This is a genomic window from Paenibacillus sp. GYB004 (assembly GCF_036577605.1).
GTDB classification, from domain to species: Bacteria; Bacillota; Bacilli; order Paenibacillales; family NBRC-103111; genus Paenibacillus_AB; species Paenibacillus_AB oceani.
In genome coordinates this window covers 33,539-53,496 of sequence record NZ_JARBDB010000034.1, presented here as the reverse complement: position 1 = coordinate 53,496, position 19,958 = coordinate 33,539, and the positions used below count along the sequence as shown (strand labels likewise).

Genomic DNA, 19,958 nt, shown 5'->3' with positions numbered 1-19,958 from the left:
AGGTACATGTCGATCCGACGCTTAAGGTGTACTATTTGGAGTAGAAAAAAACCGATTCCCGCGGGAATCGGCTTTATCGTATTAGGCTTCCAAGTTAAACAGCTTGCCCAGCGATATTTGAAAATCCTTGAACACGTTCGACCGCACATTATCTTGCTCCATATATAAGTCGCGTACCTGATACGCGCCATCCTGCAGTGCATATACATGAACCGTGCGATTGCCGGGATCGACGATCCAATATTCCAAAACGCCATATTTCTGATAAAGATTGAACTTCTCATTGAAGTCTTTCAGCGCCGTAGAAGGCGACAATACCTCGATAATCATAGTTGGCGCGCCTTGACAACCGTTCTTGGAGATCTGTTTCTTGGAGCACACCACCGACAGATCCGGTTGTGTCACATGATCAGGCGTATCGTATCGATCGCTTTCGCTAAAGAATACGTCGAACGGAGCGACAAACACAAAACAGCTCTTATTCTGGAAGTGCGTTCGCAGCGCAAAATGTAACTCTCCTACAACAAACTGGTGAAGAGCAGTCGGTGCCGGTGACATGGTATATGCCTTGCCGTTAATTAATTCCCATGCTCCATCCCAAGACAACCAATCTTGATACGTGTGCTGCCGCTTCTCATCCGGATTGGACAATGTGGATCTGCCTCCTTCGGATTTTTTTACTGTTACTGCTTATCTATAACTTACCTTGCTTAATCTGTTCAATGATTTCACCTGTCGTATAGATCTTGCCTTGCTTAAGATCCTCTTCGGATTGTTCGATCATTTGATGAAAGTCCGGGTCAGAATCGAGTACAAAAATGATCCGTCCTAACACGCTCGGTTTATCATCCAATGTCGCAACCTCCTTCGATATACTTGTGAAAATCTGGCTGCGTGTACCAAAATTATAACACATACCGCTAGGATTTCTTAGCGAGAGGGATTTACAATATTTGAGGACATCGAGAAGCGTTGGGATAATCCGTTATCGGTTTTGTTGGTACAATTAGTTATCTTTAAATAGCATATCATTAAATAGAGCCACAATACTTTCTTCGGTTGGATCATTCGTACCTAACTCCCCGCGAAAAGCTCCGGCTATGACAGAACGAGTTAGAGAAATTAAAATATCCTCTTCTTACACAATAAATCGTTTGTATTCATTTGTCTGTATCCCGTCACGGAACATATGTTCGAAAAGTCATAGTCCGTTAGCCTTAGATCAAGATAATGATTCGGCATAAAGCTCTAAAAAACCTTTTTCCCCAACAATTACAACTTTGGCTCAAAGCAAAATAAGCCAATGCCTTGCCACTACACCGTAGGAGCTTTTCGCTGCGATAAGCTCCGCATCTTGTTGGGCTTGCGAAATCATGCTCATACGAGCTGCATCTTCTTCCGACAACACGCCAAGGTTTTGATCAGACGATGCTTGGGTTTACCGTCTTTACCCCTATACGAAGCAACGATTTTATAATAGCTACAGGTTCTTCTGAAGCCTTCTCCACGTTGAGAGCCCCTACGCAAGAAGGCCTCTTTCCGGTTCGGAGTACCGCAGGTCGACGGCTTGAAGGACGAACATGCCGTGTCCGCTTTTCTCTTCCCCGTCCCCGAATCCGAAAAAACAGTCCTCGTCCCATTCACATATCCCCCCGGTCCGTGAATATATTGATAACAAGCTATCTTTTCCAAAGGCAAGCCGCCGTACTGCACTCCATCCATGCGCGAGGAAGCGCGGGAGCGAAACAACCCAACAGGAGGTGCCGCAACATGACCAATCCGCTGTTTATCGTTTCCCGGGAAGACTGGTCACTCCACCGCAAAGGCTACCAGGACCAAACCCGCCACCAGCAAAAAGTACGCGAAGCGATCAAGCAAAATTTGCCCGACCTCGTCACCGAAGAAAATATCGTCACCTCGCACAATAAGCAAATTATTAAAGTGCCGATCCGCAGTCTCGACGAGTATCGGTTCCGCTATAACTACAACAAGAGCAAGCACGTCGGACAGGGCGACGGTGACAGCCAGGTCGGCGATGTGCTCGGCGTCGATCCGTCCGCAGCGAATCCTGGGAAAGGCGAGGGGGCCGGCGACCAGCCGGGCGAAGACTACTTCGAGGCGGAGATCAGCATGGAAGAACTCCAGTCGATGCTATTCGAGGAGCTGGAGCTGCCCTACATGGAACAGAAGCAAAAAGACAATTTGCAGACGCAGGAGATTCAATTTAACGATATCCGCAAAAAGGGGATCATGTCCAACATCGACAAAAAGCGGACCATCCTAGAAAATTTGCGCCGCAACGCAGGCTCCGGCTCGCCGGGCATCCACCACATCTCCCCCGACGACCTGCGGTTTAAAACCTGGGACGAAGTCGTCGTCCCTCACTCGAACGCACTCATTCTCGCGATGATGGACACGTCCGGCTCGATGGGCAGCTTCGAGAAATATATCGCGCGCAGCTTCTTTTTCTGGATGACGCGGTTTTTGCGGACGAAATACGAGAAGGTCGAGATCGTCTTTATCGCCCATCATACCGAAGCGAAGGAAGTCAGCGAGGAAGAGTTTTTCACCAAAGGCGAAAGCGGCGGGACGATCTGCTCGTCCGCTTATCAGAAAGCGCTTGAGATTATCGACCGCCGCTATCCGTCGTCCCACTATAACATTTACCCGTTCCATTTCTCCGACGGAGACAATTTGACGAGCGACAACGAGCGGTGCGTCAAGCTGATCGAGAAGCTGCTCGAGCGGAGCAACATGTTCGGCTACGGGGAGGTCAACCAGTACAACCGGAGCAGCACGCTGATGTCCGCGTACCGGCACATTCAATATCCCCGCTTCCAGCACTGCGTCATTCGCGAGAAGGGCGAAGTGTACAAGGCGCTGAAGACGTTTTTCACGAAAGGCAAAGAGGGGTGAGCGAAAGCGATGCATCCGGACGAAATCAAACAGCTGGAGCGGGCGATCGACGAAATTACTGAAATCGCGCAAGGATTCGGGCTCGACTTTTACCCAATGCGGTACGAAATATGCCCATCCGATATCATTTATACGTTTGGCGCCTACGGCATGCCGACCCGCTTTAGCCACTGGAGTTTTGGAAAAACGTTCAATAAAATGAAGATGCAGTACGACTTCGGGCTTAGTAAAATCTACGAGCTCGTCATCAACTCGAATCCGTGTTACGCCTTTCTGCTCGACGGCAACTCCTTGATCCAGAACAAGCTGATCGTAGCGCACGTCCTCGCCCACTGCGACTTTTTCAAAAATAACGCCCGGTTCTCGAAGACGAACCGCAACATGGTCGAGAGCATGTCGGCGACGGCCGAACGGGTTCGCGAATATGAGATGATTCACGGGACGGAAGCGGTCGAGACGTTCCTCGACTCGGTACTGGCGATCCAGGAGCACGTCGATCCGACGCTCGTCAAGCCGTACTATGGCGACAAAGAGCGGCGCGATGCGGAAGCGAAAGCGAAGCTGAAGCCCCATCAGCCCCGAGGCAAGACGGGCTACGAGGATTTGTGGGAACTGACCGACGATCCCGAGGAGAAAGCGAAGGCGGAGCGCGAACGCCAGGAGCAGCCCAAGAGATTTCCGTCCAAGCCGGAAAAAGATCTGCTTTATTTCCTCGAGGAGCATTCCCCCATCCTGGAAGATTGGCAGCGGGATATCGTGACGATGCTGCGCGATGAGATGTTGTACTTCTGGCCGCAGATGGAGACCAAAATTATGAACGAAGGCTGGGCGTCTTACTGGCACCAGCGCATCGTCCGGGAGCTCGATCTGACGAGCGAGGAGACGATCGAATACGCCAAGCTGAACAGCGGGGTCGTGCAGCCGTCTCGGCACAGCTTGAACCCGTATTATTTGGGACTGAAAATATTCGAGGATATCGAGAAGCGCTGGGAATCCCCCTCCGAGGAAGCACGGGATCGTTACGGCTACAAGCCCGGACGCGGTCGCGAAAAAATATTCGAAGTGCGCGAATTTGACTCCGACACGTCGTTCGTCCGCAACTATTTGACCAAAGAGCTGGTCGACGAGCTGGATCTGTACGTGTTCGAGAAAAAAGGACCGGAGTGGAAAATTACTGAGAAAACGTGGGAATCGGTGCGCGATACGCTCGTCTACTCCCGGATCAACGGCGGCTTCCCCGTCCTGCATGTGGTTGACGGCAACCATACGAACAACGGCGAGCTGTATATGAAACATTCGTACGAGGGCATCGAGTTGGACATCAAATATTTGGAGAAGACGCTGCCTTACGTGCAGAAGCTGTGGGGGCGAACCGTCCACCTGGAGACGATAATCGAAGATAAGAGCGTGCTGTTCACGTATGACGGGAAGAAGCAGCACCGGAAGTTTATGTGAGGGATGAAGGGTGCCTGCTCGGGCTTTGTGCCTGGGCGGGCTTTTTTTGTTTTGGGGTCTTCACTGATGACTGCGGATTCAGTAATTTTTGTGTTTATTTGGAATTAAAACTACTTTATTACTTTCAGAAAACCTATTAAACTGTTACTGAACGAAGCGTTCTTTTAACTATTACTGTTATTTTATCGTGGATTATTCACGCGATTCATTTGGCGGCGATGCGATTATGGAAGCTGAGTGTTCGTCCATCGTTAGTTCAAACGGAGAATTATATGGCAAGCCGTATACGGAATTTATTTTGAAAGGATGCAGTCCGGACCGGGAGACGTATGCGCTTTATAAATTGTTTGGCAGATGATATTTTCAAAATTTTTCAGTTATATAACCTATCCAAAGTTGGTGACCAGACAAAAAAGCCCCGCACCTTAAAGAGCGGGGCTCTTCGCAAGTAAATCCGCCTTACGGCTGAGGATTCACCAAAATTTTGATTTGGCTTTTGTTTTTCGTCAGCGCCTCGAATCCTTCGGTTACGATATCGTCGATGGCGATTTTTTTCGTAACGAGCTCCAGCGCCTGAATTTGTCCGTTCGCGATCAGTTGGATCACTTGCGGGAAAATGTTGCGATACGCGATAATGCTCGTCATCTTCCGTTCCGTCAGAATAAGACCGTTCAGCGGAATGCTGGCCGGCTTCTCCCAAATGCTGATGTTGACGATATTGCCCTCGGAGCGCGTCGATAAAATAGCCGCGTTGATCGTCTGCTCGATCCCCGCAACTTCGTACGCCACGTCAACCCCCAGCCCGCCGGTATGCGAACGGATCGTCTCGACGGTGTCGCATTCCTTCGGGTTGACGATTACGTCCGCGCCTACCTTGCGCGCAAACTCCTGACGCTCCGGAGACACTTCGACGGCGATTATTTGGCTCGCGCCTGCCGCCCGCGCCGCCTGAATCACCAGAAGACCGATCGGACCGGTGCCGAATACGGCTACCGTACCGCCGATCCGCAGATCGCTTTCGCGCACCGCATGCACGGCTACGGCCGCGGGTTCGACCAGCGCCGCCTGCTCCCATGTCATATGGTCGGGAATCCGGTGAATCATGCTTGCCGGAACGACGCTATATTCCGCAAAGCCGCCGTAGCCGCCCGACAGTCCGACAAAACCCAGCTTTTCGCAAACGTTATAATGACCTCTTTTGCAAGAAGCGCACTCCCCGCAATGATAGATCGGCTCGATGCATACGCGGTCACCCGGCTTCACATTCGTGACGCCTTCGCCCACCTCGACCACTTCCCCTGCAAATTCGTGGCCCATCACGACCGGCGCTTTGTCTTTGGAGATCGGATGAGGCTGATCGACCGGAATAAAGATCGGTCCCGCCAAATATTCGTGCAGGTCGGAGCCGCAAATGCCGCAATACGCCACCTTGATTTTCACTTGTCCCGCTTGTACTTGGGGAACCGGAATATCTTGTACTTGAATGTTGCGAACGTTTTGCCACAGTGCTGCTTTCATGGATTACACCTCTCTGGTTGTCAGTTTGGGTTAGGACACCATGGTACTACAGCACTAGTATGCACGGAAGTGATTTTTCTCACAAAGCTAAGCCGAACAAACGGGACATGGGCACCTGCAGCAAAACGTCCGCAAATCAAGCTGTTTGGCCGATGCCGCCGCCGCGTATCAAAACCGCCCGTGTGGATAAAAATAACGGCGCAAGGCAATCATGCCAACCCCTAACTTGGACTAGCAGGAGGAGAGCCGGTTTATGCGTTTGCTCCACAAGCTCAAACGTCTCTTCCATAAATCGCACTCCCCGTCCCGCCAGCAAGCGGAGCCGTCCATGCCCGCCAGCCGTCTGTTTCCGAGGCTCCAGCCGAATCTCCGGCATATCCGGCAAGTTCTCGGAAATAGCGGCGACCTGATCATCCGGGAATTTCCAGTCGGACCGAACGCCCGGCTGAATGCCGCGATTTTATATACGGACGGTCTTGTGGACGCGCCTTCGGTACAAAGCTTTATCCTCGAGTCTCTTATGACCGATCTGGACAAGGCGGAGCTGGAGAAAGCGATTCGCACGGGACGTAACGTGCTGCACTACTTGAAGGATCATGCGCTTACCGTAAGCGGAATTCAACCGCTACTTGACTGCAACAAGCTGTTTAACGCTTTATTGTCCGGCAGTGTCATCTTTTTACTGGACGGCTACGACGAAGGCTTTGCCATCGATTTGAGCAAGCACGAGCATCGGCAAGTTTCCGAACCGGCCGTAGAATCGGTCGTGCGGGGGCCGCGGGAAGGCTTTACGGAAAATTTGCGAATCAACACGGCGCTTGTCCGCCGGAAGATCAAAGACCGGAATTTATGGATGGAGAACCGGACGATCGGCACTGTGACGCAAACCGAGGTCGCCGTCATGTACATCCGCGGAATCGTGAACGGGCAGATCGTGGAAGAGGTTCGGGCAAGGCTGGACCGGATCGATATCGACGGCATTCTGGAGAGCGGATATATCGAGGAGCTGATTCAGGACGAGACGTTTACGCCTTTTCCGACCATCTACAATACGGAAAGGCCTGACGTAATCGCCGCGGAGCTGCTGGAAGGCAAAGTTGCCATCTTCGTCGACGGCACTCCGTTCGTGCTGATCGTCCCCGCCCTGTTCGTCTCGTTTCTTCATTCCGCCGAGGATTACTATCAGCGTGCCGATATTAGCACCTTGCTGCGGATGATCCGGTATGTCGGATTTTTTACCGCTTTGCTCGCCCCGTCGCTTTATATCGCGATTACTACGTTTCATCAGGAGATGCTGCCGACCCAACTGCTGATCAGTCTGGCCGCCCAGCGCGAGGGTATCCCGTTTCCGGCGTTCATCGAAGCGCTGATGATGGAGATTACGTTCGAGATCTTGCGCGAGGCCGGACTGAGAATGCCCCGGGCGATCGGTCAGGCCGTCTCGGTCGTAGGCACGCTGGTCATCGGGCAAGCGGCGGTAGAAGCCGGCATCGTCTCCGCAGCGATGGTTATCGTCGTATCGATAACAGCGATCTCGAGCTTCGTCTTTCCGGCTGTTAATATGTCGATCTCAATTCGGATGCTGCGCTTTCCGCTGATGATTTTGGCCGCTACATTCGGTTTGTTCGGCACGATCTTCGGGCTGCTTGCGCTTGTGCTTCATCTGTGCAGCCTCCGTTCGTTCGGCGTGCCTTACATGTCGCCGTTCGCCCCCTTCCATCTGGAGGAACAAAAAGATACGATATTCCGGCTGCCGCTCTGGATGATGCGCAAACGCCCCCGGTCCATCCGCCCGAGAAACGCCGTCCGGCAGCAACCGGCGCCTGCCCCGAAATCCAGGCCGAAGCCCCAGCATTAACTCGGCGGCCGATGCCGGGAAAGGAGTACCGCGGATGAAGCCTGCTACGGTCATAGCCGTATTGTTGACGGTCGTCCTGCTGTCGGTCACGACTGGCTGCTGGAACCGCAAAGAACTGAACGATCTGGCGATTACGGCCGGACTCGGGATCGATTTGACGGATAACGGGGAATACCGCGTCTCGGCTCAGGTCGTCAAACCCGGCGAAATTACGAAGAGCAAGGGCAGCAGCCTGAGCTCGCCGGTGCTTCTGTACAGCGAAACCGGAAGCACTGTATTTGAAGCGATCCGCAAGATGACGATCTCCAGTCCGCGAAAAATATATTTGGCGCACCTGCGCATACTCGTCATCGGAGAGAAGCTGGCCCGAAAAGGAATCGGAGAAGCGCTGGACCTGGTGTCCAGGGATCAGGAGCTGAGAACCGATTTCTTCATCGTAGTCGCCAAGGGCGGCAAGGCCGAAGATGTGCTGAAGGCGCTGACTCCGCTGGACACCATCCCTTCGGTCAAAATGTTCAATTCCTTGGAAATATCCGAGAAGGTATGGGCCCCTACGGCGAAGGTGACGCTCGACAAGCTGGTTACCGCATTTGCAAGCACAGGCCGGCAGCCGGTTTTAAGCGCGATTCAATTAACAGGCGACAAAGAAATCGGCAACCAAACGGCGAACCTGGAGCGGATCGAGCAGGCGGCCTATCTGAAGTACACGGGTCTGGCCGCGCTGAAGGAGGATAAACTGGTCGGCTGGCTGAACGAAAATGAGAGTAAAGGGCTCAATTACATGCTCGGCAATGTGAAAAGCACGGTCGGATTCGTGAACTGCCCGGGCGGCGGGAAAACGGCGATGGAGGTCATCCGGACCGTCTCGTCAATGAAAGCCCGTATCGTAGACGGAAAGCCGGTCGCGGATGTAGTAGTCAGAATGGAGACCAATGTCGGCGAAGTGATGTGCAAAATCGATTTGACGAAGGAAGAATCGATTCTCGACCTGGAGAGACGCTCCAATCAAATGGTCAAGTCGTTCATTGCGGCCGCTCTTCAACAAGCCCAAAAACAGCTGAAGGTCGATATTTTCGGATTTGGCGAGGCCGTTCACCGCGCCGATCCGAAGGTGTGGAGACAGCTGGAGCCGGATTGGGACCGGCATTTCTCGAACATGCAGATCCACGTGAAAGTTATATCCAAAGTACGGCGCGTCGGCACGACGAACAACTCGTTTCTGAACAAGCTGAAGGAGGACCCCGGATGATTGTTGCTTCCATCATCGCTTCCACCGTCCTGATCGCTTTGCTCGAAGCTCCGGCGTTATGGCGCAAGCAGTCTTGGAAAGAGCTGTGGACCGTCTGCGTTCTGCTGTTGGCCGGAACCTTATTAAGCGTCGCGCAGGCGCTTCATATGCCGATTCCGAACCCGGTCGGCTGGATCACTGTTATATTCAAGCCGGTCAGCGAGGTTGTAACCCGATTATTATCGTGAGCGCAGACAGACCGCAGTCCGAATAACGCTGGCACAGAAGGGAGAGAGCGTATGCCGAACAAAAACGCGATCAGCCTGCGGCAGTTCACCGTGCTTGTCCTGCTTATGACCGTGGGCGACTCCCTTCTCGTACTGCCGGCTATTCCGGCATCCGAAGCGAAGCATGATGCGTGGATATCGGCGCTGGCCGGCCTCGCTTTCAGCTTGCCGATCCTTTGGCTGTTCGGGGTCGCGAACCGGCGTTTTCAAGGACTCAGCCTGATCGAATATGTACATGAACGGTTTGGCCGAACGTTTGGAACAGTGTTAGGGCTTCTGTTCCTCATCTTTCCGCTCACCTGCTCGGCCGTTCAAATCCGCGAAATCGGAGATTTTATGATCACGCATATTTTGCCGGAGACGCCGATTCAAGCGATTCATCTGCTGTTTATAGCCGTCATTTTGTTCGGCGCCGCACAGGGCCTTGAGCCGATCGCACGTACGGCGGAAATATTGTTTCCCTGGTTTCTGCTGCTGTTTACCACATTCGTTCTTTTTCTATTCCCGCAAATCGACTTCAGGAACATTCAGCCGGTTTTGGGGGAAGGAGTCAAGCCTGTGCTGCGCGGAGCTCTCACAGCTGCCGCGTTTCCTTACACGGAGCTTGTGATTCTGCTCATGATCGCCCCCTACGTGACCAACCGCGAGAAGGCAGGCAAAAGCCTGATCGTCGGCGCCGTGCTTGGAGGGTTGGTGCTGATCATGGTCGTCTCGTTATGCATCTGTGTTCTCGGACATTATGTATCCGGCAGCCAGCTGTATCCCACGTATACGCTTGCCAAGAAAATAAGCGTTGGCTTGTTTCTGGAGAGGCTGGAAGCGATTATGGCGATCATGTGGTTTATCAGCGCGTATTTTAAAATTACGATATACGTCTATGCGCTTCATCTGGGGATCGCACAAACGTTCAAGCTGAACGGCTACAAGCCGATTCTGCTGCCCGGGGGCATGCTGCTCGTGTCCCTGTCCATCGCTATCGCCCCGAATATCGTCCATTTCCAGACGTTGATCGTCCGTTACTGGCCGTATCTCGATTTTTTGTACGCGATTGTGTTTCCGTTATTGGTTATAGGCGCCCAAGCGCTGCGAAAAGCCGAAAACAGCGGACCCGGCGGAGCCCAGGCAAGATGAAGCGGAAGCCCGGTAGTGGGGCGGCCTGAAGAAAAGCCGGACAAGGCGCGCGTTACCAGGGGGCCCGATCAAAACGATCGATTGTTCGTTTCTCCCCGTTCCGTCCTCATCCGGCGGTGCTGCACTCCGTATTATGGCAAGAGCGCGATCTTAGCGGTCAAATGTGAACACCGATGTGCAAAGCCCCTCCAGGCTTACCTCGCGCCGTAAACCGGATGATCCGGTATCGGTTACAGTGCAGTTCGAGACGCTGCGGGCTTCATTCGTCACATAAACCCGGGCGCCGGACACCGTCACCGTCAAATGGAACGAATCCGGTAAAGACTCCGGCAGCTCAAGCCGGAAGCGGCTCGCGGCGTAGCCGGCATAGCCGGCCTCGACCGTTCCGGTGCGAACGACATGACCGGCGTCCACGCGTTGTTCCCCTTCGAACAGTTGGACGCTGCTTCCGGCTCGCGCAGCTGTCACTCGATATTCCGTTCGTCGTCCGCTTAAATTGACGAAGATCATGTAGGCATCTGTCTCCGCTACGATGCAATCGTCCATTCGTGCTGACAAAAGGCGGGTGGCGTTAGCCGACTCGCGGGTCAGCTCGGCCGAGGCGTTCGGAAGGGCCAGTACGGCAAATACGGGAAGCTCGGCCGGTCCATCGAAGAGAAGCCCGCTTCTGGTATTCAGCGTCAGAACGTCCTCCACGCCTTTCCACTTCGCATACTGGTGACGATTCCAATACGTAACGTTGTCCGAGCCGATTACGACGTATCCGATCTCCCCGTTAACGTTAATGTAAGGGACCGGTCCGAACGATTCGACGATGTCGGGGTCCTGCCCGTAATAGCCTTCAAACTGCTTCGTGCCGCCGGGAACGGCCAACGTTTTCGAGCCGTCCGCATAGCCGGGAAGCGCGGAGTAACGTTCGTTGCGGATGCCGATCAGGCCCGTCGACAGCCTCTTGATCTTGCAGGGCCGCTGGATGCGAACGCGTTCGGCGTAGAAGCTTCTCCCGTCCGGAAGCGACACGAAGCCGATACGCTGGAGCAGCTTGCCTCCCTTGCCGCGCTGAAGCTCGGCCACAGCCCCGAAGCCGTCGCTGAACCGGTGCAGATGCTGCTCGTCGCATTCGACCGGCGTCGTCTCATTGTACGCCACACCCGATTGTTCCCCTTCGAACTCGACCTCGCCGATGAAGCTCGAATATGCGGGCGTGACGCTCCACACTCCGTTCCGCGGCAGGGTGATCGCCATGACGTGATTGCGCCAGCTGAAGGCGGAAAACGATGCATCCGTCCGGTGAACGATCGAGCTGCCGTACGGGTAGTAGTGAACTCCGTTGACAGCCTCGCTTAAGTCGCTCTCTCCCGACGGCTCCGTCCCCGCTCCGCCGAAACGGTGCAGCAAGTACGCGATCAGCACACTATGCGCGCAACCGAATTCCATCTCCTTGGCCGTCTGATGGCCTTCGGTCACGATGCATGCTTCCCCGTTCTGCTCCAGCAGGCAGCCTCTCGTATTGCTGATCTGCAGGTTCTCGACGAATTCAAGCGCCGTACGTTCAAGGGCGGCGGCGTCCGGGTTGCCGTGCAGGACATGGATAAACGCATGGCACATCATCGAAGCGTGATGAAGGTTGTACCACCAGTCCTGTCCTTGGATCGGCACTGGGATTCCATCCGTGTAGCTCCACAGCTTGATGGTCCGCTCGTACATCGGCACGTTGCCCACGGTCAACTGCTCGGGGACCGGACTTCCCGCCATCATTTCCAGCAGCGCATACAACCCGCGCAGCGAGATTCCCGCCATCATATAGGAAGGATGGACGAATGCATGGTTTTCCGTCGTATAGTCCGGATGGAACGTAATCGTCGACACTCCGCCGGTCCGCTTCACGTTATCGCCCGGTGTCGTCACCGAATTGCGCGCCCAGCGAAGCGCCGCTTGTCTCCACGCTCCGCCGCGCGGATGGTGGGGCAGCAGGGCAGCGGCGGCGCCGATTCCCGACGACGTCCAGCCGTTCTCCTCGCACTGCGTATCGAAGTAGACGCCGGTGCCGGGTTTCATCGCGCTGTAGCAGTCGGCGTAATATTCCAGCACCGACTCCATGAGCCGCTTCGTTTCCTCGTCCAACTCGTCGTGAAGAAGCCAGGCTGCGCAAGCCATCGCGTGTACGACCGTCCCAGTTTGGCTCGCCCGGAAGAACGAATCTCCCCGTCCTCCCCACTTTTTCCGGCTGCAATGCGGATTCGGCCCCTCTACACGGACACACTCCTCCGGACCCGTATCATGCGTAAAGCCTAAATAACGGATGGCCCGGATCGCTTTGCTCCGCACCTCCTGCTGCGGCATGCCGGTAACCGCTTCGTCGTATTCGGGCATCGTGCCGACCGCCGCGAACACCGCCGCCGTGTAAGCGCTCTCGATGCCGTACCAGTAAGACCCTCCGAAGAAATGTCCGCAATTTTCCCGGTCCGGCCAATCGGCGTATTGTTCGTTGGCATACCGGGTCCACTTCAGCAGCACTCGGGACAACCGGCGCGTATATTCGTTCTCCCCCGCCCTTCCCCAATCGATCGGCGTCCACGCCGCCCGCGATACCGTTTCGTCATTCGGCATGATCTCATCTCCCATCCCAACTCTTTTCGCAGCGGTGAAAAAGCCAACAGGCACATTGCTGTATTTTACTTGTTTGCGTACATATAGGTTCGCTCCGCCGAAACGAAGTCCTTCCGGGGTTGGAATTAAATTTGTACGGCAGTATAAGGCTGCGCCTGGACGAAGTATAAAAGGTGGACGCCTCCTAACGTTGATCAGCTTCCCTAGTAAACGGCCCTGCGGTGCTTGTGCCCATTATGAAAGCTTCTAACGAAGTCTTTGCCGCGCCTCGAGGAATGAGTCTGCAAGCAGAGACTTTTCTTAGTGAAGATGTTCACTTCACTGCTTTAATACTTTAGTAAAGCCGAACATTTCATTCCTTGATGATAAAAAACTGCTTGAGCTCGAATGCTCAAGCAGTCTATTCTGTAACAACGTTGCGGTCCTGATTGTGCGAGAAGTACCAGCGGCTTATGTCTACTGCACTACGATCCGGCGCAAAAGTCATGTACCGCCTGCCAATCTACCATCGCCAGCTGCAGCGGTACGTTAGCTGCATTCGACCGGAAAGCGACGGAAGGCAGTTAAGACGAAAACCGGTTAAGGCCTGCCGGTACCGGTACTTGCCCCGGTGCCAGTTGTGCCCGTACCTGTTGCACCTGATCCGGTTCCGCCGCCGCCACCTGCGCCTGTTGAGCCCGTTCCCGTCCCCGTGTTGCTTCCGGTTCCGGAACCGGCGCCGGTGCCGGCGTCAGCTCCACCATTGCTTCCGGTGCCGCTGCCATTGCCGATTGGCGGCTGGCCGCTCAGCGGCGGCACGATGGTCGTGCCTCCCGGCGAAGTGCCGCTGCCGGACGGCGTTCCGCTTCCAGGCTGGCTGCCCGGCGAAGTGCCTGTTGACGCGCCGGTACCCGACTCCGTCCCGGGAGCGGGAGGGCCAAGCAGCGGATCGTTCTGCCCGGTTTCTCCGCCCGGCACCTGCTGCACCGGTTGGACGGGCTGGAACCACGTCTGGTACCCGACGATTCCGATCGTCACCAGCACGGCCACTCCAGCGAATATGCTTCCGAATTGAATGAGCATTTTCCGGTTCCCCTTCATGAACCGGATGAGCGGATTGGCCTGCGCCAGCCGGATATCAGCCAGCACTTTCCGCATGGAGGCGTTCGGGATACTTTTCAGCTTCAGCCAGACGTTTTTCTTATTCAAGGCTCCGCGGTCCGACCTGAGAAAATAACCGCGAAGCGCCGCTTCGTATTCCTTCGTCATCGCCATGTTCGGAAGGTGAAAATAAGCGTATCCAGCCGACCAGTGGATAAAATCATAAATCTCATCGGCGTGGTCCGCCTCCTGCCGGATGTACGCAAGCATCTGCATAAAGGCGAAGGAGCATTCGCCCGGCTCCAGCCCGTTCTCATAGAAGGCGTACGCGATCTTCTCGTAGTTTTCCGGGCGGGCCCGTCCCTTCAACACTCGCTGCAGCAGCGCTTGAAGCTGATCGAGCTCCTTGGGCATAAGCCGGCTCAGCACCATGTAGCTCTCGGCTTCCTTCGAATTGACGTTGCGCAGCAAATAGGAAGCGCATTGCAGCGTATGGAATACGGCCTGATCACTCGGACCCAGATTTTCGGTCAACACGTGAGAATGATTGCCCAGCATATATTTCATGCTTTCCAGCTGCTGCAGCGTGACTTGGTCCAGATCGATCTTGCCGATAATCGTTTTCTGCGCGTGCACGTCCAGATCGTTATAAAAACGCTGCAGCCGCTTCGTGTTGCCGGTATCGCTTTTGTACAGCATATCCAAAAACACGTTCAGACTGCCGCCCGACGCGATCCGTTCGCGGTCCTTCTCGAGCAGCTCCTTCGTTCTGCGCATCAGCTGTTCCTGGAAATAAGCGGAGCCTACCGCATCTTCGATATGTTTGAGCCAAAACGAGATTTCTTCCTGCAAAGCCTGCATCGTGCCCGCCTGCTGAATCCGGTCGAGCATATACGCCTGCAGCACAGGCGCGAACTGCTCGGTGGCAAGCATTTTATGGGCAACGGCCTGAAACAGCTCCTCGTGCTTGAGGACGGCGTCGAATACCCGGTTCGGATAACCGCTGTCTTCGTGGAAGTTCCAGCCGTTATAGAGCAGCTTGATCAGCGAAAACACCAGGTTTTCCCTTAAGCCGCCGATCCGGTAATAGTCGATCATCGCTTCCACGTAACCGAGCGACAAGATATGGCCTTTGCCGAACAACGAGATTTCCCGCTCCGCCAGCTGCCAGAACAGCTCGTCCAGCCGCGGCTTGCTCTCGACATTCCGATCGTTCAGATAGGTCAGGATGCTAGTAACGATCGCTTCCTTCTTCGATTCATAGATATCTTCGCCGCCCTGCTCGATCTGGTACAGCACGCTCAACTGATGATAGGCCGGCAGCGATGCCGCCGTCTGAGCGTCCACGTCTTGAAGCGCCTCTTCGGCGAAATCGAAAAAAGCTTCCAGCTCCGCAGGCTGTCCCCGGTACGCCCAGGCAAAATCCAGATAAGGCATCTCCGGCCCGGGAGGCTCCGTATTGACGAACCTGCGATTCGGAAAATCGAACAAGTAATCCTTGTCGATCTGGCGGTCGCCGGCCCGGATGCTGCCTTTCTCCACTACCATCACGTCGATATACTTCTTGCCCTGCGGCTCGTGCGAATACGTCGTAAAGCCGAACTTGCGGCGCATTCCATACGGCAGGCAATGATACAAAAGCTCAAGCAGCTGATTCGCATACAACGAGCTTCCGGTGACGTCTACGTCCAGCGCGATGTAGACCTTCTTGTTGCTGGAGATGGACATGCATACCGACCAGAGCAGCTGTTTAAACAACGTTTCGTCGATTCCGAGCCGGTCCAGCATATGCTGCTGGCCTGTTACGTAGGATTGCTTGTCGTACTCCAGCTCGTCCAGCTCGGGGAGCTCCTTGATCTCTTCGTTATATTTGCTTGCAAAGCTGGTGATCCGGAAAATCGAGTTCGGCAGCCGATACACCGACTCAGCCAGCTCCTGCGGGACGATGTAATGGTGCAGAAACACGGTATCCCGCTGCCCGGTAAAATCCGCCCCCGCAAATACGCCCCGTCCGATGACGAGCTCCCCGGTTTCCGCCGTAAATACGGTCAGCGATTCGGGATACTTCGACACGTCCTCTTCGCCCCGCTGCCGCAGCTCCTGCGGAGCATGATACAGGCAAAACGGATGAAGCGTCTTCTTAATGAAGTTGTTGTCTAGAGAGGGGGATTTGGCCACCGTATCGAGCCCTTCGTTCGTCCGGAACACGCCTGACCGGCCGCGCGTATAGTATTGCTGCTGGATTTTCCCGCTCTGGCTCAACTGCCTTCGCCCCCTTCTCTCCCCTCGATATAATTCAGCTTGTAGAGCAGCCATACGAAGGGCTCGTCAACGCGCCACGGATTTACGACCCCGGTAATTTTCCGGTCCACCGGGTTGGACCCGAGCGCCGATACGGCAAAGTAGGCGGTATCTGTAAAATAAACGTCCAGCGCGTCTTTGAACGGCCGGTCGACCTTCTCAAGAAACCGGCGTATTTCGCCGTTGATGTTTTCGAATTCGGTCATATTCAAATGCTGCCGATGAACGACGTCGCGGAATACGTTGCTGTTCGAGCGGATGTACTCCCCGTCTTCCTCCTTCAGATGCTGCAGCATATCGCTTTTGGTCAAAACAACGGCAGTCGGGATGTCGGTTTTGGCTTTGTCCTGATGCCCGATAAAATTTTCAAACATTGTAATAGCGACCTCGCGCGGCTCGTCGTAACGGCTTGCGAATTCGCCGGCCTGATTGCCGACGTTCAGCAGCAGCCTGTCGCGGATCGTTTTAATTTGCAGCGGATCGACCATGAACAGAATGCCCGACGAGTTTTTGATATGGGCCGCGTACAGGTCGAGCAAATCGCGGTCGGTCATAATCTCGCCGGCGACATCAAAGAAGACGAGCGTGAGCGGAGCTACGTCTTCCCCTTTGAAGACGAACTGGAAAATAAACGGCTCCTGCTTCTCTTCCTTCTGGGTCATTTCCAGCATCGTGCCCCGTTCGAATATCGGCTCCTCGTAGTTTTGCCGGAACCGGCGGCTGATCTCGGCGTTAAGCGGGATGCAGGCCGCATTGAAATTCGAGGCGGTGGCGTGCTGCAGCGTATGAATGAGCGAGGTCATGTACACCGATTTGCCGACCTGGGAAGCCCCGACGATTGAGATGATGTTGCTGGCGACTTTCCCCGACGTGATCGGAAGCTCGTTATGACAATTGGGGCACAGCCGCTTCCGGGTTACCCGGCCATAACGGTCGTTTACGCCGACCAGCACTTTGCCGGAATAAATTTTGGATTCGTCCGGGATGGAGATCGGATCGATAACCGCTTCGATCTCATCGATCGGAGACAGATTGAACCGCCCGCGGTATTTGTTCAACGCTTCGTCTTCCTGCAGCGCGTAATCCTGATCGTCCTCTACGTGGTGCGCCGCCCGGAACACTACAGCATCGGGATTAAATTTGCTGAAGCAAAACGGGCATACGATCGGATAAAACTCGGGTTTTACTTTCTCCGGCGGCTTCTTCTCAAACATTCCTTTCAAAAACTGCAGCATGCTTCGTCCACTCCTTATTCCGGTATGAGTTCGAACAGCTCGCCGTACTTTTTACCGTCTGTAAAAAACAATTTGATCCGGCTGTTTTTCGGAATTTCGATGTCCGGCAGCACGTTTCGTCCCGGCTGAATATCGTCGATGAACGGATACACCGTTCCGTCCTCCGGATGTAGCGGCATCCCGCCTTCTTTCAGGACGTAACACAACGCTTCCTTCGGAACGGCAACCTCGCTCGTCAGCTCGATCCGGACCGGCTGGTATTTGCGGAACAGAGCCATGCCGGTTTTGATCGAATACCGGATTCTGGCTTTGGCGGCAGCGAACCGGATGAGGTTGTCCCCGTCTTCCTGACGCAGCACGACGATGCCTTCCGGTTTGCGCACACACGGGTAGACGCGATACGCATAATGTCCGATCCCATCGAGGCGTCCACGGTACCCCGCCTTCGCTTTGTACTCCTCGCGCGTATACAGCTTCATCGCAGCCGGCGGCCGCTGTTCCGGAGGTTGCTCCGCCTCGGCCGGGAACAGGTACACATAGACGAAGTCAATACCCGCCGGCCAATTCCACGTCAACACACTCTCGTTGCCTTGTACCCGGTGACGCATCTCGGTGATCCGGCTTGTCCCGGACAGCTCGTCGCTCCATTGCATCCGCGCGTTCCTCCTTCTTGGAGAGATGACTTTATATAACTCCTTTTTAACTAAGTAGGTTCCTCAATACATGCTGCTTATCCATGGAGTACAGTGAGTTCAACTTGTATAGTCAGTCAGCTGTTTATCTGAACCTCTTATTCACGTTCCCTTGCTGCTGCCCGAAAGTGGCGGCTGTGTTTTTCCGGAAGCGGCTGAACGGGCCATTTCCCGATTCTTCGGCTCCCCGGCTCTCCTTGAACGGGATAAGCAGCGTAGCCAGCGACAGCACGGCGGCCAGCATCAGATCGGCGGCAGCCCGTACGGCCCAGAATGGGAAATCGCCGCTCTGCAGCCCTTGCTCGAGAATCAGCCCGGCCAACAGTCCGGCTAACGCCCCGCCGGCGGAGAAGGAACGCGCCAGAAAGCGGTTATCGAATATAATGCCGAGCGACAAGCCGATCAGCAGTCCGATTACAGCCACGATGACGATCCGTTCTATTGCGTACAGGAGGCTGCCCGCGGCCGGTCCGGTCCGTTCGCCGACCAGATGCCAGCTCTGATTCGCCCTGTATATTTGCTCAAATACGTTCGTCAGCTTCTGGACGTCATCGACGCTGTGGTACTCGCCGCCCGTCCTCGATGCGATATTCCTTAACAGTTCGTTGCCTTGGACGTCCTGCGATTTGACGCCAACCGTATTCACGATGATCTGGTTGCTCGTATACGGATGAAGCGCCCGATTCAGATCGACGTCGCTGTAACCGTCCGAGATGAGGATCACCATGCTTCTGCGCTTATCGGTCTGATCGGCTTCGATCTGCTGCATCGCCATGGCCAGCGCTGCTTCGATATTCGTGCCGCCGATCGGCGGACCGTAGCTGTCCAGCTTGCCGATGACCGCATCCTTCGCGGCTTGGCTCGAGACGGACGTAAGCGGCTGAAGCAGCTCGGCCTGATCGCTGAACGTCAGTACGCCGACGCGTTTGCTCGGCTTCATCGTCTGTACAAGCTCTTTGGCTGCGCGAAAACTTTCGCGGTTCGGGTCGGTTTCTTTCATGCTCTCCGACACGTCGATCGCGACGACAATATTTTGTGCGGGCTTGAAGCCGCCCAGATGCAGACCGTACACCAGCTGGAGCAAAGCGCCCGAGACGAGCAGCAGCACTAGCGTCGCGGGAACGAGCAGCTTCCAGCCGTCCTTCGCATACCGCAGCCGCCAGCCTTTGCCGTTCAGCTTCGGAGACACCAGCTCGGCGATCAGGCACATGAGGCCGATCCACAGCGCCAGCTGGCCGAAATAAGCGCCCATCAGCAGCCCGTTTGGAATCCGGCCCTCCCACTCGGCGAGTATGACTTCTCCAACCGCGAATCCGGCCAGCCCGCCGATCAGACTGCATACGAGCAGCAGCATATTCACTTTTCGTTGGTACACCGCCGACTCCCCCCTTTGGCGAAATTTCACAACCCCGGAACACAACTAATTAGTGGACGTTTGCGAGATTCTTATTATGCGAAACCCCGAACACCTGCCAATTAGCGGACATCTGACACTCTTACTATTACGAATCCCCGAACACGAGCTAATTAGCGGATGTTTGTTTGCGACTCTTATTTTAGGCAAAATCCCCCTATCCGGCAGAAACACCCCACAGTAAGAGCTGCTAAAGACTCGTATTCGGGAAGGACGAGTTATTTTACCTAAAA

Annotated in this window: 14 protein-coding genes; 6 read left to right on the top strand and 8 right to left on the bottom strand. The window is 54.8% G+C overall.

Annotated features, from left to right (window positions below; genetic code table 11):
• Positions 1–81: 81 nt before the first annotated feature.
• Together PV433_RS14705 and PV433_RS14700 are read right to left on the bottom strand one after the other, a co-directional pair.
• On the bottom strand, positions 82–651 hold the full coding sequence (locus PV433_RS14705; protein WP_332072838.1) for a Uma2 family endonuclease: 570 nt from the start codon (positions 649–651) through the stop codon (positions 82–84).
• Between the two features lie 43 nt (positions 652–694).
• Positions 695–853 (bottom strand): hypothetical protein, encoded by a 159-nt coding sequence (locus PV433_RS14700; protein WP_332072837.1) that lies wholly within the window; start codon positions 851–853, stop codon positions 695–697.
• A 917-nt stretch (positions 854–1,770) separates the two neighbouring features.
• Between PV433_RS14700 and yhbH the strand changes: the two genes are divergently transcribed.
• Together yhbH and PV433_RS14690 are read left to right on the top strand one after the other, a co-directional pair.
• Positions 1,771–2,916, top strand: coding sequence for a sporulation protein YhbH (gene yhbH / locus PV433_RS14695; protein ID WP_332072836.1), 1,146 nt, complete (start codon positions 1,771–1,773; stop codon positions 2,914–2,916).
• A 9-nt stretch (positions 2,917–2,925) separates the two neighbouring features.
• On the top strand, positions 2,926–4,371 hold the full coding sequence (locus PV433_RS14690) for a SpoVR family protein (RefSeq protein ID WP_332072835.1): 1,446 nt from the start codon (positions 2,926–2,928) through the stop codon (positions 4,369–4,371).
• Positions 4,372–4,830: 459 nt separating this feature from the next.
• On the opposite strand, the gene PV433_RS14685 is transcribed toward PV433_RS14690, so the two are convergent.
• Positions 4,831–5,889 (bottom strand): 2,3-butanediol dehydrogenase, encoded by a 1,059-nt coding sequence (locus PV433_RS14685; protein ID WP_332072834.1) that lies wholly within the window; start codon positions 5,887–5,889, stop codon positions 4,831–4,833.
• Between the two features lie 253 nt (positions 5,890–6,142).
• Between PV433_RS14685 and PV433_RS14680 the strand changes: the two genes are divergently transcribed.
• From PV433_RS14680 to PV433_RS14665, 4 genes are read left to right on the top strand one after another with little or no spacing between them, the layout of a single operon-like run.
• The gene (locus tag PV433_RS14680; protein WP_442951527.1) at positions 6,143–7,747 is read left to right on the top strand and encodes a spore germination protein; all 1,605 of its coding nucleotides are present in this window, start codon (positions 6,143–6,145) and stop codon (positions 7,745–7,747) included.
• Positions 7,748–7,781: 34 nt separating this feature from the next.
• Positions 7,782–8,996: a Ger(x)C family spore germination protein gene (locus tag PV433_RS14675; protein ID WP_332072833.1), complete on the top strand. Its 1,215-nt coding sequence runs from the start codon at positions 7,782–7,784 to the stop codon at positions 8,994–8,996.
• The gene (locus tag PV433_RS14670) at positions 8,993–9,223 is read left to right on the top strand and encodes a hypothetical protein (RefSeq protein WP_332072832.1); all 231 of its coding nucleotides are present in this window, start codon (positions 8,993–8,995) and stop codon (positions 9,221–9,223) included. The genes PV433_RS14675 and PV433_RS14670 overlap by 4 nt, the downstream gene beginning before the upstream one ends.
• Before the next feature lie 51 nt (positions 9,224–9,274).
• Positions 9,275–10,393: a GerAB/ArcD/ProY family transporter gene (locus PV433_RS14665; RefSeq protein WP_332072831.1), complete on the top strand. Its 1,119-nt coding sequence runs from the start codon at positions 9,275–9,277 to the stop codon at positions 10,391–10,393.
• A gap of 150 nt (positions 10,394–10,543) precedes the next feature.
• Here PV433_RS14665 and PV433_RS14660 read toward each other — a convergent pair whose 3' ends face one another.
• The 5 genes from PV433_RS14660 to PV433_RS14640 all read right to left on the bottom strand — a co-directional run bounded on the left by PV433_RS14660 (position 10,544) and on the right by PV433_RS14640 (position 19,686).
• A complete protein-coding gene (locus tag PV433_RS14660) occupies positions 10,544–13,003 on the bottom strand; it encodes a hypothetical protein (protein WP_332072830.1) in 2,460 nt (819 codons plus the stop codon).
• Between the two features lie 579 nt (positions 13,004–13,582).
• The gene (locus tag PV433_RS14655; RefSeq protein WP_332072829.1) at positions 13,583–16,345 is read right to left on the bottom strand and encodes a GAP1-N2 domain-containing protein; all 2,763 of its coding nucleotides are present in this window, start codon (positions 16,343–16,345) and stop codon (positions 13,583–13,585) included.
• Positions 16,342–17,619, bottom strand: coding sequence for a TRAFAC clade GTPase domain-containing protein (locus PV433_RS14650; RefSeq protein WP_332072828.1), 1,278 nt, complete (start codon positions 17,617–17,619; stop codon positions 16,342–16,344). Before PV433_RS14650 ends, PV433_RS14655 begins: the two co-directional genes overlap by 4 nt.
• Before the next feature lie 14 nt (positions 17,620–17,633).
• Positions 17,634–18,272, bottom strand: coding sequence for a hypothetical protein (locus PV433_RS14645; protein ID WP_332072827.1), 639 nt, complete (start codon positions 18,270–18,272; stop codon positions 17,634–17,636).
• Between the two features lie 124 nt (positions 18,273–18,396).
• Entirely contained in the window at positions 18,397–19,686 is a 1,290-nt protein-coding gene (locus tag PV433_RS14640; protein ID WP_332072826.1) for a vWA domain-containing protein, read from the bottom strand.
• Positions 19,687–19,958 lie beyond the last annotated feature (272 nt).